Genomic DNA, 16,397 nt, shown 5'->3' with positions numbered 1-16,397 from the left:
TAGTTGTTAGTTATTGTGGATTACCAAATTGGTTTACCAATAAGGGTTTGCAATATACAGACTTTTTTAAGTAATTCAAAATGAAAAGTTAATTTCAAGGCTTTTTCGAGTGGTTTTAGTGTGATTTTTTGATAAAATGATATTTTATCATATTCGTCCTTAGCTCCTATGGGTAGTAAGGTGAGGGTGTAAACGGCACCTTTAAAATGGATAAAAGAGGGTGCTTTTACAAAAATTAAAAAATTTTCAATTTCATGGGAGTAATTTTTTAATTGTATGCTAAATAGGAGAGTAGAAGACAAACAAATAAAATAAAATGCGCTACAAAGTAGTATTGTTTTGTAATGTTTTTGCGACATGACAAATGAATCTATATTCAATTCAAAGTCCGTCGGTCTAATAGGATAAGAGACCAATGTAGTTGGGCTATAGTGACCAGAGCCTGAAAGTGCGAATAGGCAAAGCAATATGTAATCAGTTAATCAGTATGGTTAACTTTAAAAGTGTTATAAACCAAAAAAGCTGTCACGATAGGTATCGTGACAGCTTTTTTAAGTGTTTTGGTTTTTATATTAAAAACAGGTCATTTCCTTAAGACCTGCTAAAGTTGCAATTGGGTCTTGTGCTCCAAAAACATAACTACCGGCAACAAGCACATCGGCACCTGCTTCTACTAGTTGCTTCGCATTTTTATTCGTGACACCACCATCGATTTCGATAATAGTCGAAGCGCCTTTTTTCTCAATCAATGCTTTTAGTTTTGCTACTTTAGCATAGGTATTTTCGATAAAAGATTGTCCGCCAAAACCAGGATTGACACTCATAATACAAACCAAGTCAATGTCGTTGATTACATCTTCCAGCAAATCTACGCTTGTGTGTGGGTTAAGTGCAACACCTGCTTGCATTCCTTCAGCTTTGATCGCTTGTAGGGTTCTGTGTAAGTGCGTGCATGCTTCATAATGTACAGTAAGCACATCTGCACCCAATTTTTTGAAAGTCGAAATGTAGCGGTCTGGATCAACTATCATTAAGTGTACGTCGATCGTTTTAGTTGCATGTCTTTTTATCGCCTCTAATACGGGCATTCCAAAAGAAATATTGGGAACAAATACACCGTCCATAATATCAATGTGAAACCAATCGGCTGCACTTGAGTTGATCATTTTAATGTCGCGTTCTAGATTAGCAAAGTCAGCTGCTAGGACCGATGGGGCAATAAGCGTGTTTTTCATTATAGTTGAGTTGTGTGTAGTTTTTGCAAAGATAGTTTTTAAAACAAAAACGGACTTGCCTTTTTAATAAAGAATTTACCGTTTTCTGTAAAAAGGAAAAAGGTATTCGTTTTACGGAATACCTTTTCTGTTTTATTGAAAAATGTATCTTATTTCAAGTGGGATAAATCTAGTTTTGCCAGATAACTTTTTAGTTCCTCCAACTGAATTTTAGTTCCTTCGAGGGTAATTTGAAATCTATCGTTATAAATGAAGTTAATTGAAGAGTTGTTGTAGCTATCTGGATTTGTATCGTTTTGGGTAGAACACATGTTCCCGTCAATTTCTTCAGTTTGCATAGTTTTTGTTCCCTCAATTGATTCCATTCCCATAGCGATAGTCATATGTAGTATCGTAATTAAGGCACTTCCTGTTTCACCTGCACCATCAAATATAGTTACTTTTACTGCTTTTCCTTCAGCATTACTATAGGTTGCTTCCGCAGTACTAAGTCCTGCCGCCGCCGCATTATTTCCAGCGCTAAATTTAGTACGAGGAAGATCACCCAAAGTTTCTACCAATACGGCCTTATAAACATCATTCTTAACTGGCGTGAGTTTTTTTAAATCTTCAGTAATTTTTTCGTAATCTTTTATAGCGTCAGCTCCTTTATTCATGCTTTTTACACTTTCAACAGCATCCATAATACCAGGCTCGTCGTTCTGTTCTTCTTTGTTTTTGCAAGCAAATACGGCTAGTAACGATAGGGCTACGACAATCTTTTTCATGTTTTTTGGTTTTAGTAGCAATAAAGATAGAAAATAATATTATTGTTGTCAGTTTTTTATGTTAAATTATCTTTACCGATAATTACTGAACATTTTAATCCAAAAAAAAAACTCCAGTACAAGACTGGAGTTTTAAGAGGATGAATACGGAGATTATCCTAAATATGTTTTCAAGATTTTACTTCTTGAAGTATGTTTCAATCTGCGGATTGCTTTTTCTTTAATTTGACGAACACGCTCACGAGTTAAGTCAAAAGTTTCTCCAATTTCTTCAAGAGTCATTGGGTGTTGGTCACCAAGACCAAAATACAAACGAACTACATCAGCCTCACGAGGCGTCAATGTTTCAAGAGAACGCTCAATTTCAGTACGCAAAGATTCGTGGATCAATTCTCTATCTGGGTTAGGAGACTCACCAGAACGTAATACGTCATATAGGTTAGAATCTTCTCCTTCAACAAGAGGTGCATCCATTGATAAGTGACGACCAGAGTTTTTCATAGACTCTTTTACATCATTTACCGTCATATCAAGTTCTTTTGCAATTTCTTCAGCAGATGGCGGACGCTCATTAGATTGCTCTAGCAAAGCGTACATCTTGTTGATTTTGTTGATAGAACCAATTTTGTTCAATGGCAAACGTACAATACGAGATTGTTCAGCAAGTGCTTGCAAAATCGATTGACGAATCCACCATACAGCATAAGAGATAAATTTAAAACCACGCGTTTCATCAAAACGTTGTGCTGCTTTGATCAAACCTAAGTTTCCTTCATTAATTAAATCGGGAAGCGTTAAACCTTGATTTTGATATTGTTTTGCAACCGAAACCACAAAACGTAAATTTGCTTTTGTCAATTTCTCAAGAGCACGTTGGTCTCCCGCCTTGATCTTTTGTGCCAATTCTACTTCTTCATCAGCAGTAATAAGGTCAACTTTACCTATTTCTTGTAAATATTTGTCTAACGATGCAGTTTCACGATTCGTTACCTGCTTGGTAATTTTAAGTTGTCTCATGGTGTTGTCTCCTCAATTTTAAGTGTACATATAGTTATACGTACGAAGTACATTTAATGTTACAAAAAATATGAAAATAATTTATTTTAGTTTATTCGAAGCTAAATCAAATGTGGGCATTCCCTACGGTCGGGCTATCCGCTATATCTTTGATTCCATTTCATTTCATCAAAGGATACCGCTGCTATCCCTAATGCAAAACCCGTTCGACCAGAATATTTATATTTAAAAAGGATAGTTAGCAAAAAAAAACAGCCACAGTTTACAATCATTTTCACAATTTAGTGAAAACGTTAGCAAACTGTGGCTGAAATGTAAAAGTCCAAAATGGAACTTTAAAACGATATTATGCTTCTTCTAGCACTTCACCTTCAAACTCTCCAGCGATAATGTCATTGCGCTCCATCCAATATTCAGAGGTCATCATTTCGTAATTTTCATTGTCTACCGTGTTTAATTCCCATACAATTCCTTCCGCATCAGGAAACGGAGCCTCGGTAGTCATTGGTTCGTCAAAAAGACGTTTAATAAGTGTGGCTTCAGCCAAACCATTGTTCATGATTTTCAAGAATTGTTCTTTGGTTAAGACTTCTTTTTCTTGGCCGGTGATTTTACATTTTACCACAAGAGCTTTCGCATTCGGAAATTTCCCGTTGAAAGCATGGTGCAACATTTGGTTGCAATGAAACAAACGAGCATGTAGTTTGATCACAGGATATTCCTCGCAAACCTTGTCCAATAGCATATCATTTGATATTTGGTCAATTTGTCCTTCAGTCAATTCATCCGATAATTTGTAGGTCAAGATAATCACAGCAGCTTCATTTGGCTCGTAGTCACTAATCGCCATAAACAGCAATTCGCGCAATTCTGCTATGTCCTTGCTTTTTGCATCCGGAAAACCGTATAAACCCAAAAGGTTTACATAATCTTCAACAGACCAATAGGTATTCGATTCATCAATTGTTTGAATGTTGTCGATCGTAACTTTATATTTCATGTTGTTTGTTTTTTATAAAGTTAACTAAAAAATGGAGTATAATTTAAAAAAATCATACTCCATTTTATTCTTATGCGTAAAGGATTTGAATGTTATTTTTTTATAACCGCTGGTTTGGATTTCTCCAGTAATGCTTTTTCTATCGTTTCAACTCTCTTTTTAAGTTTTTCGTTTTCAAGAGCATTGTTATAATTGGTTTTGTTCGTTTCCATTACTTTGTCAATCAAACTCTCCAATTCTGCTGGCGATAGTTTAATGTATTCTACCACTTCAGTATTAGTTGTAGTTTTTGCTACGGCAGTTTTTTGAGCAACCACTTTTGCAGCAGTAGTATCATTTACAACTACAACAGTAGGAGCAGCTGCAGGAGCAACTACTTTTGTCGTAACCACGCTGTCGGTAACAACTTTAGCTACAGGAACAATCACAATACTATCCTTTGCAATTGGTTTTGCCACTTCTTTATTTATTGCAATTGCTTTAATTTGCTGTGCTTCTTGATTTTTAACTGCTTTCTTTTCGATTAGAGCGACTTCTTCAAGTGCATTTTGTGCATTTTTCTTTTGTTCTAATATTACTACCGCTTTGTCGATATCATTATTTGCTTTCGCTTTTTCTAGATCGGCTTCAAGTCCATTAAGTTTATCTTGGTATTCTTGTTTTAAATTGGCAATTTTATCCGAGTTGTCTGCGTTGTTTTGCGCAATTTTCTCATTAATATACACTTGTGTTTCTTTGTCTTTAATGTCCAATTGTTCGTTCAATTGTGCATCGTACACCGCATTAGGATCTGCTTTTTTTCCTCCAAAACTCAGTTTTACTCCCACATTGTACATAATGTGCGTTTGTAAATTGTCTGGACTTGTCAAATCAGCAACATCAGCTGCAGAGGTAATCATTCCTCTTGCTCCACCGGTAATCAATATATGTTTGCTCAACGGAATGTTTAATCCCAAACCTGCTGTTGCAAATTTTTCGCTTTCTACTGCTGTATTTGTCTTTCCTAGGTAATTGTCTTGTGTGTTTAAGTAACCACCACCCAAAATCAAGTAAGGTGTAACACCGTTACCATCATTCAAACGAGCTCTAAATTCTAAACCGTACATAGACAATTTGTCAAACGAAGTCGAAATTTGTTCGTTTTCCATTCCTTGCAAGTAAAAAGCACGGATTCCTGTGTATTGATTGAAATCAAATCCAGCATACAATCCAGCCAAGTAAGTATCTTTAAATAATGACTTATCATCAAATTTAATGTAGTTAATACTTGGTTCTACAATCCACTGAATTCCTTTGAAACCATTACTAAACTTGCTGTAATACGCTTTGTCTAGTGCGCTCAAAGTCCCTGGTTTTCTTCCTCCCAAGTAAAATTGTAACGAGGCTTGAGCCGAAAAGTTATTTAAACCTTTTGATTCAAAATCACTATCTGTTACGCCAAAATCAATTTTGTTTTGGTCTGTCAATAAATTTGCTCCCGCATTAAAGTTGTAACGATTGTATTTTCCTTCAACAGTAAATACAATTCGGTCGGTCAATTTAGTTTTGAAACCCAAACCTACACTAGTATATATTTGGTCAAAATCTGCTCCGTCTTTGATTTCGATATTTTGAACACCTGAACCCAAAGTTAAATACGGAATAAAACGTCCTCTACCCAAGTTGGTTTTAAATTCACCTCCCCAACGAGTTAGGTTAATGTCTTGTGATTGAAAAAGAGCGTCGTTATATCCTGCTAGTCCAAAGTTTGAAAATTTTGTTTTCAATCCTAATGATTGCAAATAAACAGCACGGATCTCAACATATTCGCCAAAACCAAATCCGATTTTTCCTCCTACAGAGGTAGCGTTTTCCAATCCTGATTGACTGTCATAAAATGTATAATCAACAAATGGTGAGGCTGTAAAACTGATGTCTTTCACTTGTGCAAACCCTAAGGTAGAAAGTGATAATAATAGTATGTGTATTGTTTTTTTCATTTTTGTTTGTTTTATTTTTATTTCCGACTAGCGGTTCGTTTTATTATTTTCGAAAGAGAAAAAAGCTTTTATACTTTCGCATCTGTATTAAACATGGGCGGAGTCTTTTGGCTTTCACTCGCTTGTAGCTGTGCTATTTCTAAATCTTTTTGCTGAATGGTAATTTCGTTATGCAGTTTTGCGATAATTGCTTCATTTTTATACTGTTTATTTTTATCGGATAGAAAGAATAAAAAGCAAAATACAAATCCGATCGTTGCCAGTAGTAAGAAAGGGTAGGTTTGATACGTACCAAATCCAAATTCAAACGGGAATTCAGTCAGAATAAGTTCAAAATTTAAAGTGCCCAGAAAAACAATTATGATTAGATATCCGAGTAAGTAGCTATTTCTCATGTTATTTTATTTCTTTTTGTTTGTAAAAGTTAGAATAACAACTTGTTTATAACTGTTAATTGGTGGATAAAGGTACTCATTAACATGGTCTACACAGTCGTTTTTTATCTAGAATGGTTTTAATTAAAGTAGTCTGTTCCGGATGTTTTTTTCTTTTTTCCGATAAAGTTAAATAAGCCAAAAACAACGATAACAATACCAACAGCGCCAAAGGCATAGTACAATCTGTTTTTGGTTTCTTTTTGAGTTGCGATCGTGTTTTTACTTTTTTCTGGTGCTAGTAGTCCCATTGTTAAGCTATCTTTCTCGATTGGAGACGGCGCTGCCATAGTGCTAATAGCAATCTTACGGATGTCGATTATAGAATCAAGTTCTTGTATTTGAGCATCAACGGCAATTTTTTCTTGTTTAGCAAAATCTTCAAAAACAACTTTAGAAAGATAAGCAGTACTAATTTTTTTACTCATTGCATCCTGCTGATCGTCAATAGTAGTAGCATCGTCTTTTGCCTGCGCAAGTGCTTTGTTGGCTTCTTCTGAAACTGTATTTAATCTAGAAATTTTGGTGTTTACACTTGTGAGTAAAGTATCAATCTTTGCCAATGCTTGCGGTTTTGCTCCTTTGGCATACATTGCTTTTTTATGATCTTGATACATTGCTTTTTCTTGATTGTAAAGCTCCAACTTTTTGTCAGTAAGTTCAATTTCTTTTTTTCTAAAGTTTATTTCTTCTTCATAATTAGATTTTTGTCCCGATAGTTGATTTAATTTTAACGTCTCACTAGCAATTCCTTGTTCGTTTTTTGAATCGTTTAATCGGGCAAGTGTTTGTTGCGTGCCTGTAACCACCTGCAACAAGGAATCTTTCTTTTGCACCAAACTATCAACTTGCTTTTTAGCCTGAGCCATTTGTTGTTGTTGGCGTATCAGGGTCGAATCAACTTCAGTTATTTTTTCAGGAACAACAGCTTGTTTTGCTTCTTGCTTTTTATCACAAGAAATCATAACTAAGATCGAAAAGGTTAATACGAGAATTTTTTTCATAATCTAAAAAGTAACTGTTCTATAGTTAAGACACAGAAAAAACAGATAGGTCACATTTATTTTTAAAATAGTTTAATACAAACCATTAATGGATCTATTCGTGTCATGATTGGATAGACTATATAGGTGTATAGAAAATAAGAATTTCTGATTTACGTCTACCTAATAATATGCTCCAATGTGTTTTTAATTACAAAAGAACGGCTATTCAAAAAAAAGTTGGTGACTTTTTGCTTTTTGATGTGTCTCAATGATAAGTACTGTAAATAGAACTGCGTTTTGATAAAAAATACATACCTTATAATGTAAGTCATACGTTTTACTTTTGTTACTTTGACTAATAATTCCGGACTTACACAATACGTTGGTTATTCGAAAAGAATGTTGCTTAAGGACGAGTCACTTTCGATTAAAATTTTAAAATTACTATCTATGAAAACAAAAATATCTTTTATCTTATTTCTAGTTTGTTCTACTTTTTATGGACAAACACAACAAGAAGGCGAAATCGTAATATCAAAAGCACATTTGATTTCGATTTTACAAAAATTCAAAAAACAAGACAGTAGTACACTTGATAAACAAGCAGTAACGTCACAAGTTTTGTTGGCATTAAAAACAGTTGCCAACGATAGCGTGATGCAACGTATGCGTGTGCTAGAAAATGAATTAGAATCTTTGAGGTCAAAAATAGATACCGTCTCAAAACGTGCTGTAGTGCGTGATACAGTATATTTGTCTACATTAAAAACAGTGGTAACCCGAGACACGGTCTATAATGCTAACAGCGCGTACCAAAAACCAACTGTGGTAAGCGAAGATAGTCGTAATTATGAACGTCAGTTAAGTGACTTAAATTCCAAATACGATGCTATTTTACGCAATCAAGAGCGACTGTTGACTTTGCAAACAGTTAATACAGTTGCGGTTCCTGCTGCTGTAGCTGTTGTGGCACAACCAAAAGCGCAACCAAAAGAGGTTGTCACTGTAGCGCCTGTAGAAAGTTTGGTTGTCCTTACTGATACACCGGCAGCACCAACAACAAGCATAGTTATTACACCAGAAATCACAACTGTTACCGCTGCGCAATTGCTAAAAGAAAAATTTGCCAAAATACAAGCCAGAGTTTATTTCGATAATAATTCTGCCAAAATTAGTGGTACAGATGCACTTCGCTTGCACCAACTATTAGATGATTTGACTTTGAACCCAAGTTTACAAGTTTTTCTTGATGGTTATGCTAGTAAATCGGGTAATGTAGCCTACAATACCAAATTATCTATGTTACGAAACGATGCTGTCAAACAATATTTGATACAAGAAGGAGTTCCTGCAAATAGAATTTCGTCTGAATATCACGGTGTAGATGCTACAAGCCTTGACGCTGCAGCAGCACGTAGAGTAGAAGTGAGCTTTGACGTACGAGACTAAAACCTTTATTTAGTATGGTAAAAGTGCTTTTTTGGTTAAAAGATGTAAAGAAGGTGTATGGTCAAAAATTACGATGGCATTCTTGATGAAGAATTAGCTTCAAAAATAGGAAGAACAAATGATACCGTACTATTTGGAGTGCTGTACGATCGATACGAACATTTGGTATATAATAAATGTTATGGCTTTGTGCGATCTGTTGATGAAGCCAAAGATTTGACTCAAGATGTGTTTTTGCATGTCTTTGTCAAAATTGGCACCTTCAAAGGGAATTCTAAATTTTCTACTTGGTTGTATTCTGTTACCTATAATTTTTGTGTCAATTATTTGAGTCGCGATAAAGAACGACAAATGGCCTCTCATTCGAACCAAATAGAAGAGCAATATGATCTCGCTATCGAAGTTAGTGATTACAGCCTGTCGCAAATGCAAGTGGATAAACTTGAAAAAGCATTGACATTAATTGCGCCCGAGGACCGGATGATATTGCAAATGAAATACCAAGACGAAGCTTCGATCAAAGAACTTCAAGAGGTGTTGGAACTATCAGAAAGCGCCGTGAAAATGCGCCTCTCGAGAGCCAAAACAAAAATAGCCGAATTGTATAATAAAATAGATGTATAATGGAAAACGAAAATCCTTTCAAAAAAATTGGCCTTCCGCAGCAAGAAGTACCGGAGGACTTGAAGAAAAAAGTGATGGACGACGTAAATACCGTTAAATTCATTTTAGAAGTTACTAGCTTGTTTTCGTCAAACTACGCTTCAACCATTGAGAGTATGTTTAAAACAAAATCAAAAATTAACAACGATACCAAACAATAAGAATATGGAGGTTTTAGATCAATTACAATCCGATACGTTAAACACAATTAATACGCTCTTCTTTAAAATTGGCGAGGGATTGATTAGCTTTATTTATGCCATTCTTGTATTGGTAATAGGTTGGGCAATTTCAAAAGGAGTAATTTTTATTCTAAGAAAAGCCCTTGATGTATCGAGTATTGATAAAGTAGGCGAAAAAATAAACGAATCTGATTTGTTCGGAAAATCAGAGTATAAGATCAATATTTCCGAAATAATTATTGGTTTTGTGCGCTGGATTTTAATTTTGGTGTTCATGATTATCGCTGCCGATGTCATGCAATGGACAATAATCTCTGTCGAAATCAGTAATCTATTGCGTTACTTACCAAAATTATTTAGTGCGTTGGCCTTGTTTATGATCGGCGTTTATATTGCCAATTTTGTTCGAAAAGCAATTTCTGGCTTGTTTACTTCACTCAGCATGAGCGGAGGAAAAGTGATCAGTAGCATGGCTTTTTATGGTATTGCAATTTTGGTGACCATCACTGCGCTCAATCAAGCAGGCGTTGACACGACCATCATAACTAATAATGTGACTATTATTTTGGGTGCTTTTTTACTCACTTTTGTCTTGGCTTTTGGACTAGGATCAAAAGATGTAATCACCAATTTGCTCCTTACATTTTATGCTAGAAAAAACTATACCGTTGGTGAATACATTAAGGTCAATGGTCAAGAAGGCGAAATAGTTGCAATTGACAACATTAGCCTCAGCTTGAAAACTGCAACAGGAAAAGTCATTATTCCGATCTTGCAAATCGTAGAAAGCACGGTTGAGGTTATAGAATAAGTAGATCATTTTAGTTGAGGCTTGCCGAATTTTGAAGTTGTATGATTTGGGCATTCCCTACGGTCGGGCTATCCGCTATATCTTTGATTCCATTTCATTTCATCAAAGGATACCGCTTCTATCCCTAATGCGGTTTTGAGATTAAAAATTGCATCTGCAGTCAAAAATGGAAAACTCCAAATTAATCAAAGGATTAAAAATTGATTTAGAAAACGATATTTGATTTTTAGTTTTGAACTAAAAAATACATGAACCCAGACTTTGCTCTGGGTTTTTTGTTTCTAACCTATTTTGTTAGCCATGGTTTTTGGCGACTAATACTCGAAACAGTTTGTTACGCTGAAAGCATCTCAGTAAATTTGCACAGCCATCTTGGGGTCTTTTAGAGTTACTCCAGAAGTGATTATTTTATCTGTAGTAAAGTTGGAAATGTAACCTAATTTTTGTCGCCTCGAGCGCGGTAGAGGAGCAATAGTGGTTCCCGACTCCGCTCGAATTAACCATTTGGATTCTTTTAAAAATAGTGTTGGCACCTTTAAGAGTAGCAAATAGAAAGTTCTTGGCTTGTGTGAGATGCTTTCAGCATGACAAGCTATGGTGAGAATTAGAATGCGTTTTAGGAACTACGAGCTCGTATGAGTGATTACTTTACCTAGCTTTTATTTTTTATAAGTATTCAGTGCCCTGCGTTTGGAGCTAGCTACCGGAGTAGTGCGCCCGGAAGCGTTAGGCTTCAACGGCAGCAAAGATAAGGGCGTCATAGCGCTCATAAAAGTGAAACCCTTATGTTTGCTGGCGGTATGCCTTGATTATTAGGTCTTTTTTGAGTTTGCTATTTTCAATTTGAATGTCTTGTACTAAAGAGTTTGTTTCTCTAGCCTCATTCTTTAAACCATTTAATTCTAAGAATAAATAAAGAACAACGACAATGATCAGAAATATAAGTATAGCCATTATTTTACATTTTTATAAATGCCAAATATAGGTTAATTTTTACCAATATATAACTGTATGTTAGTGGGGAATAGGGAACGGTAGCTTTTGCCTGATTTTTTTGAGCGTCTTGACGGTACAACATGTTTGCGGTTAAAGAGGCGAGATTTTTCTATGATGCACAAGTTTTCCAAGTACAAAATAATCTTTGAATTCAGTCTAAAATGCAAATGTCTTGTAGTAGTAGCTTTTTTATTTATTCAGCTAATCTGTTTTCAATATCCATTCTTTCGTGTAAAACTCTAACAACTTCAATTTCGTTATTTTTATCTTTTTTGAAGAATATTAGATGTGATTTTACTTTTGAGTATCTATATGATTTTCGAATTTTTCCAAAATCATGAGCCATTTCAAAATTTCTAACGATATATTCAATTTCGTCATAAATTAAGTTAAGTAATGGTTAAAATTTAATGTCGTATTTTATTCCAAAATTAGTCAGGACAAAATTTAATTTTTCTTTGAGGTTTTCGAATGATTTATAAGCATCAAAATCTAACCATTGATATTTTATTCTCCGCCATAGAATTTCAATCAGGTTTAACTCTGGAGAATAAGGTGGCAAAAAGTAAATTAAAACATCTTTTTCTTTCCATTGTTCTATTTTAGCCATAAACTTCTTTGATTTGTGTATGGGAGAATTGTCAAGAATTACAATGGTTTTTTTAATGGTTTGTTCCACAAATCGATTCATAAAACTGATGATTCTATCTGAATTAAAGGTTGTTTCAAGTGTTTCGAAATAGAGTTTATTTTTACGGGTCATTAATCCAACTACATTCTGATATTTACCTTTAGCAGCGGGTAACAAAATTGGATTATCCTTTGTTTGCCAAGCATAAGGCACATTAGGAGAGAGTCCAAAATGACTTTGGTCTCCAAAATATAAATCAATATAACCGCTATCTTCCAAACTCTTTAATGTTTCTATCTGCTCTTGTTTAAATCTAAATTGTTCTTCGTTGCGTTTGCCTTTCAAAGAGAGTCTAGCTCTTTTCCACTTATAGCCCAGTAACTTTTAAAAAATTCTGCAAAGTCTTTTTGCAGATGACAATATTGTGTTGCTCCTCAAAGTAAATTAATACATTTTTTAAATTTCTATTGTGAAGTTCTAATTGCTTGGAAACTTCTTCCGTATAGTCTTTTAAAAGAGTTTTTGCTCCTCTTCCTTCTGATATAGCAAGAGAATCAACCCCAATACTAGCCCAACTATCAAACCAACGTTCAATCGTTCTGCGACTGACTTTAAAAATAGAAGCCAAGTCTTTAATCTTGTGTCTTTGATGTGATAAAACAAGGCATTGACTACGTTTCCTAACAGTATTATTAGGGCTATTTTGGTAAAGGTGCTCTAGTACCAAAACCTCTTCTTCTTTTAGTGTTACATATCTCATAATGAGATAAATATAGTAAATTTTTCATATATTAACAACAAAATACGACATTATTTTATTCTTATTACTTATAATACCTATCTGCTTGTTCAATGGACCAATTTTCTGCTGTATAAATCCAAATGTTATTAATGTCTTCTAATGCCTTTTCGTTAATAATATACTCTGACATTATTTTTGAATATTGGCTTTTAACATTTCTAGATTTTTATTTCGATCAATGTTTCTGATTTTAGGACTCTTTTCACCAATTTTTAATTCATTGATTAGAGATTTAGTTTTAGATTCTTCCTGCTCGAACATTCGTAAAGCAGTTCTAACAACTTCACTTACGGAGCTATATTTTCCCGTAGCAATTTGATCATTGATAAAATTTTCAAAATAATCGCCTAACAATATGGATGTATTTCGTGCCATAATTTTTTTTATCAAAGATACCAAAAATTGGTATTTAAATCAACTTTTTGGTTTTTTGTACACGGTTACTGCTAACAGAATGGTTTCGGAAAGTCAAGATCTTTTCTCTCATTCTCAAGAGTAGAGTCAATCGTTGTAGCGGCCAGTATTAATTCTGAGATAAATTAGTATTACAAACTTTGTGGTTAGTGGTTTTGTGTGGTTTTTGGGTTGTCTCATGTCCACATGAGGGATTACTTCGTCTAGCTTTTATTTTTTATAGGTGTTCAGTAAACTGCGTTTGGAGCTAACTACTGAAGTAGTGCGCTCGAAATATCAAAGCCCGACGGCAGCAAGGATAAAGGGCTTGTAGCGCTTATGAAAGTGAGCCCCTTGTACTTTGGTGGCGGCATACCCTAATAATGCAAAAATCCCGTTTCAAATTAATGAAACGGGATTTTATATAATTAAACCTGTAGTAAACTAAGATGTGATTACTCTTTTCTTTCCTCACGTGGAGGTCTTGGTAAAAGTGCTTTTCTTGACACTTTTTCTTTTCTAGTTTTTGGATCCATACCTAAGTATTTCACTTCAAAAACGTCACCCATGTTCACAACATCAGAAACATTTTCTGTGCGTTCCCAAGCCAATTCAGATACGTGTAATAAAACTTCGTTTCCTGGAGCTGATGTATATTCTACAACTGCACCAAAATCTAGCATTTTGATTACTTTCACTTCGTATGACTCGTTCATTTGTGGTTTGAAAGTGATTGACTTAATTTTAGCCAATACTGCTTCAATTCCAGCAGGGTCTGTTCCTAGAATTTCGATAACTCCTTCTTCTGTAGTAGGGTCTTCGTTGATTACAATTGTAGTTCCAGTAGCTTTTTGTAATTCTTGAATCACTTTTCCACCAGGTCCGATCAATGCACCAATAAAGGCATTAGGAATTCTTCTTGTAATAATTTTTGGAGCGTAAGCTTTAACATCTTCTTTTGGAGTTGCCAAAGTTTCGATTAGTTTTCCAAGGATATGTAAACGTCCGTCTCTAGCTTGAGCCAAAGCTGCTTCCATAATCTCGTATTTCAAACCGTCAATTTTGATGTCCATTTGACAAGCTGTAATACCTACAGATGTTCCAGTAACTTTAAAGTCCATGTCTCCTAAGTGATCTTCATCACCAAGAATATCAGACAATACAGCGTAACGGTCACCATCAGTGATTAATCCCATAGCGATTCCAGAAACTGGACGAATCATTTGGATACCAGCGTCCATTAAAGATAGCGTTCCAGCACAAACAGTTGCCATAGAAGAAGAACCATTCGATTCTAATACTTCAGAAACCACACGAATTGTATAAGGACAGTCGCTAGGAATCATATTTTTTAATGCTCTTTGCGCTAAGTTTCCGTGACCAACTTCTCTTCTTGAAGTTCCTCTCAACGGACGAGCTTCACCTGTAGAGAAAGGAGGGAAGTTATAGTGCAAGTAGAATTTCTCTTCACCTTGTTGTGATGGAGAATCGATTTGGTTTGCTTCTCTAGAAGTTCCTAAAGTTGCAGTTGCCAAAGCTTGAGTTTCTCCACGTGTAAACAATGCAGATCCGTGTACAGATGGTAAATAATCTACTTCACACCAGATTGGTCTGATTTCGTTAGTTTTTCTACCGTCCAAACGTGTTCCTAAATCTAGGGTTACGTTACGAACTGCTTCTTTGTTTGTTTTCTTGAAGTATTTAGATACTAATTCTCCGTCTACAGCCAATTCTTCTTCTGTAAACAAAGCTTTAACTTCTTCTTTTACCTCGTCAAATGCTGCTGTACGTTCTTGTTTAGAAGAACCTTTGCTTGCAATTGCATAGATTTTATCGTAAGATGCTGCTTTTACTTTTGCGTAAATTGCTTCATCTTCTCTTTCTCCCTCGTACGTACGAACTTCTTTTTTACCAAAAGCAGCTTGTAAACGTAGTTGAGCAGAAATTTGATTTTTGATATGTCCGTGAGCAAATTTAATTGCTTCAACCATTTCAGCTTCTGAGATTTCTTTCATCTCTCCTTCTACCATTGCGATAGAATCCATAGAAGCACCAATCATCATATCGATGTCTGATAATTCTAATTGTGCACGGCTTGGGTTGATGATGAATTGTCCGTCGATACGACCAACTCTAGCTTCAGAGATTAGTGTTTCAAAAGGAATGTCAGATAAAGCTAATGCTGCTGATGCTGCAAGACCTGCAAGTGCATCTGGCATAACATCTTCGTCATAAGACATTAACTGAATCATAACTTGAACTTCTGCATGGTAATCTGATGGGAAAAGTGGACGCAATACACGGTCAACTAGTCTCATTGTTAATACTTCGTTGTCGCTTGGTCTAGCTTCTCTCTTGAAGAAACCTCCAGGGAAACGTCCAGCGGCAGCAAATTTTTCGCGGTAATCTACCGTTAATGGTAAAAAGTCAATACCAGGACTTGCTTTTCTTGATGATACTACTGTTCCTAAGATTACAGTTTTACCAATTCTAATTACTACAGATCCGTCAGCTTGTTTAGCCAATCGACCTGTCTCGATTGTGATGTTTCTTCCATCACCTAAATCGATGTTTTCTACAAATAATTGTGGAATCATAAATTTTTTTTTCTTTGGTTATTAAAAAAATGGATAACTAGTTGTGTTGTAGTTGCTGCGCGTAGTTAATGCGTAAAATCCAATGAAAAACCAAAACTTTTTTTATTCTACTATACGTTGGTATCGTACGTCGGTACGGACCAAAAAAACAAAAAGAGGTACTTGCGCACCTCTTTTTTATATTGATTATTTTCTGATACCCAATACTTTGATAATCTCACGATATCTGTTGATCTCTTTCTTTTTCAAGTAATCTAGTAAAGATCTTCTTTTACCTACTAGTAATACTAATGAACGCTCTGTGTTATAATCATGACGATTTTTTTTCAAGTGCTCAGTTAAGTGAGAGATTCTGAAAGTAAACAAAGCGATTTGTGCTTCTGCTTTTCCAGTGTTTGTTTTTCCTCCGTGTTGTGCGAAGATTTCTTCTTTTACTTCTTTAGTTAAATACATTC

The 16,397-nt window shown here is 35.1% G+C and carries 19 protein-coding genes; 4 read left to right on the top strand and 15 right to left on the bottom strand.

All coding sequences use genetic code 11. From position 1 onward, the window contains the following. Positions 1-20 precede the first annotated feature (20 nt). The 8 genes from FFWV33_RS00955 to FFWV33_RS00920 form a co-directional block, all read right to left on the bottom strand. Complete coding sequence (locus FFWV33_RS00955) at positions 21-467, bottom strand: hypothetical protein (RefSeq protein WP_159085956.1); 447 nt, start codon at positions 465-467, stop codon at positions 21-23. 105 nt (positions 468-572) lie between these two features. Next, positions 573-1,235: a ribulose-phosphate 3-epimerase gene (gene rpe, locus FFWV33_RS00950; RefSeq protein ID WP_108739157.1), complete on the bottom strand. Its 663-nt coding sequence runs from the start codon at positions 1,233-1,235 to the stop codon at positions 573-575. Positions 1,236-1,384: 149 nt separating this feature from the next. Next, positions 1,385-2,002: a hypothetical protein gene (locus tag FFWV33_RS00945; RefSeq protein WP_108739156.1), complete on the bottom strand. Its 618-nt coding sequence runs from the start codon at positions 2,000-2,002 to the stop codon at positions 1,385-1,387. 153 nt (positions 2,003-2,155) lie between these two features. Continuing rightward, a complete protein-coding gene (locus FFWV33_RS00940) occupies positions 2,156-3,019 on the bottom strand; it encodes a sigma-70 family RNA polymerase sigma factor (protein ID WP_026707723.1) in 864 nt (287 codons plus the stop codon). Positions 3,020-3,365: 346 nt separating this feature from the next. Further along, positions 3,366-4,019, bottom strand: a complete 654-nt coding sequence (locus tag FFWV33_RS00935; RefSeq protein WP_108739155.1) for a hypothetical protein — start codon at positions 4,017-4,019, stop codon at positions 3,366-3,368. A 92-nt stretch (positions 4,020-4,111) separates the two neighbouring features. Next, complete coding sequence (locus tag FFWV33_RS00930) at positions 4,112-5,998, bottom strand: hypothetical protein (protein WP_159085955.1); 1,887 nt, start codon at positions 5,996-5,998, stop codon at positions 4,112-4,114. Between the two features lie 68 nt (positions 5,999-6,066). Then, complete coding sequence (locus FFWV33_RS00925) at positions 6,067-6,393, bottom strand: hypothetical protein (RefSeq protein WP_108739153.1); 327 nt, start codon at positions 6,391-6,393, stop codon at positions 6,067-6,069. A gap of 119 nt (positions 6,394-6,512) precedes the next feature. Then, complete coding sequence (locus FFWV33_RS00920; RefSeq protein WP_108739152.1) at positions 6,513-7,436, bottom strand: hypothetical protein; 924 nt, start codon at positions 7,434-7,436, stop codon at positions 6,513-6,515. Positions 7,437-7,868: 432 nt separating this feature from the next. Here FFWV33_RS00920 and FFWV33_RS00915 point away from each other — a divergent pair, with 432 nt between their 5' ends. From FFWV33_RS00915 to FFWV33_RS00900, 4 genes are read left to right on the top strand one after another with little or no spacing between them, the layout of a single operon-like run. After that, positions 7,869-8,867 carry an OmpA family protein gene (locus tag FFWV33_RS00915; RefSeq protein WP_159085954.1) on the top strand — a complete coding sequence of 333 codons (999 nt, stop codon included), beginning with the start codon at positions 7,869-7,871 and terminating at the stop codon, positions 8,865-8,867. Positions 8,868-8,924: 57 nt separating this feature from the next. Beyond that, complete coding sequence (locus FFWV33_RS00910; protein ID WP_108739150.1) at positions 8,925-9,491, top strand: RNA polymerase sigma factor; 567 nt, start codon at positions 8,925-8,927, stop codon at positions 9,489-9,491. Next, entirely contained in the window at positions 9,491-9,691 is a 201-nt protein-coding gene (locus FFWV33_RS00905; protein ID WP_108739149.1) for a hypothetical protein, read from the top strand. The genes FFWV33_RS00910 and FFWV33_RS00905 overlap by 1 nt, the downstream gene beginning before the upstream one ends. Positions 9,692-9,695: 4 nt before the next feature. Beyond that, positions 9,696-10,523: a mechanosensitive ion channel family protein gene (locus FFWV33_RS00900; RefSeq protein ID WP_108739148.1), complete on the top strand. Its 828-nt coding sequence runs from the start codon at positions 9,696-9,698 to the stop codon at positions 10,521-10,523. Positions 10,524-11,306: 783 nt separating this feature from the next. Here the strand turns inward: FFWV33_RS00900 and FFWV33_RS19270 are convergent. The 7 genes from FFWV33_RS19270 to rpsO form a co-directional block, all read right to left on the bottom strand. Continuing rightward, positions 11,307-11,477 carry a hypothetical protein gene (locus FFWV33_RS19270; protein WP_159085953.1) on the bottom strand — a complete coding sequence of 57 codons (171 nt, stop codon included), beginning with the start codon at positions 11,475-11,477 and terminating at the stop codon, positions 11,307-11,309. A 235-nt stretch (positions 11,478-11,712) separates the two neighbouring features. Continuing rightward, positions 11,713-11,865, bottom strand: a complete 153-nt coding sequence (locus FFWV33_RS00890; RefSeq protein WP_108739146.1) for a type II toxin-antitoxin system RelE/ParE family toxin — start codon at positions 11,863-11,865, stop codon at positions 11,713-11,715. A gap of 54 nt (positions 11,866-11,919) precedes the next feature. Then, positions 11,920-12,495, bottom strand: coding sequence for an IS630 family transposase (locus tag FFWV33_RS00885; RefSeq protein WP_159085952.1), 576 nt, complete (start codon positions 12,493-12,495; stop codon positions 11,920-11,922). A gap of 22 nt (positions 12,496-12,517) precedes the next feature. Continuing rightward, positions 12,518-12,910, bottom strand: a complete 393-nt coding sequence (locus FFWV33_RS00880; protein ID WP_108739144.1) for a helix-turn-helix domain-containing protein — start codon at positions 12,908-12,910, stop codon at positions 12,518-12,520. A 171-nt stretch (positions 12,911-13,081) separates the two neighbouring features. Next, complete coding sequence (locus FFWV33_RS00870; RefSeq protein WP_108739143.1) at positions 13,082-13,327, bottom strand: type II toxin-antitoxin system ParD family antitoxin; 246 nt, start codon at positions 13,325-13,327, stop codon at positions 13,082-13,084. A 473-nt stretch (positions 13,328-13,800) separates the two neighbouring features. Next, on the bottom strand, positions 13,801-15,942 hold the full coding sequence (locus FFWV33_RS00865) for a polyribonucleotide nucleotidyltransferase (RefSeq protein ID WP_108739142.1): 2,142 nt from the start codon (positions 15,940-15,942) through the stop codon (positions 13,801-13,803). A 186-nt stretch (positions 15,943-16,128) separates the two neighbouring features. Further along, complete coding sequence (rpsO, locus tag FFWV33_RS00860; protein ID WP_108739141.1) at positions 16,129-16,395, bottom strand: 30S ribosomal protein S15; 267 nt, start codon at positions 16,393-16,395, stop codon at positions 16,129-16,131. Positions 16,396-16,397: the final 2 nt, after the last annotated feature.

Origin of the sequence: Flavobacterium faecale, assembly GCF_003076455.1 — a bacterium.
In the GTDB taxonomy this organism is placed as follows: domain Bacteria; phylum Bacteroidota; class Bacteroidia; order Flavobacteriales; family Flavobacteriaceae; genus Flavobacterium; species Flavobacterium faecale.
Note: the sequence above shows the minus strand (reverse complement) of the source record. Positions and strands in the feature narration are given on the sequence as shown.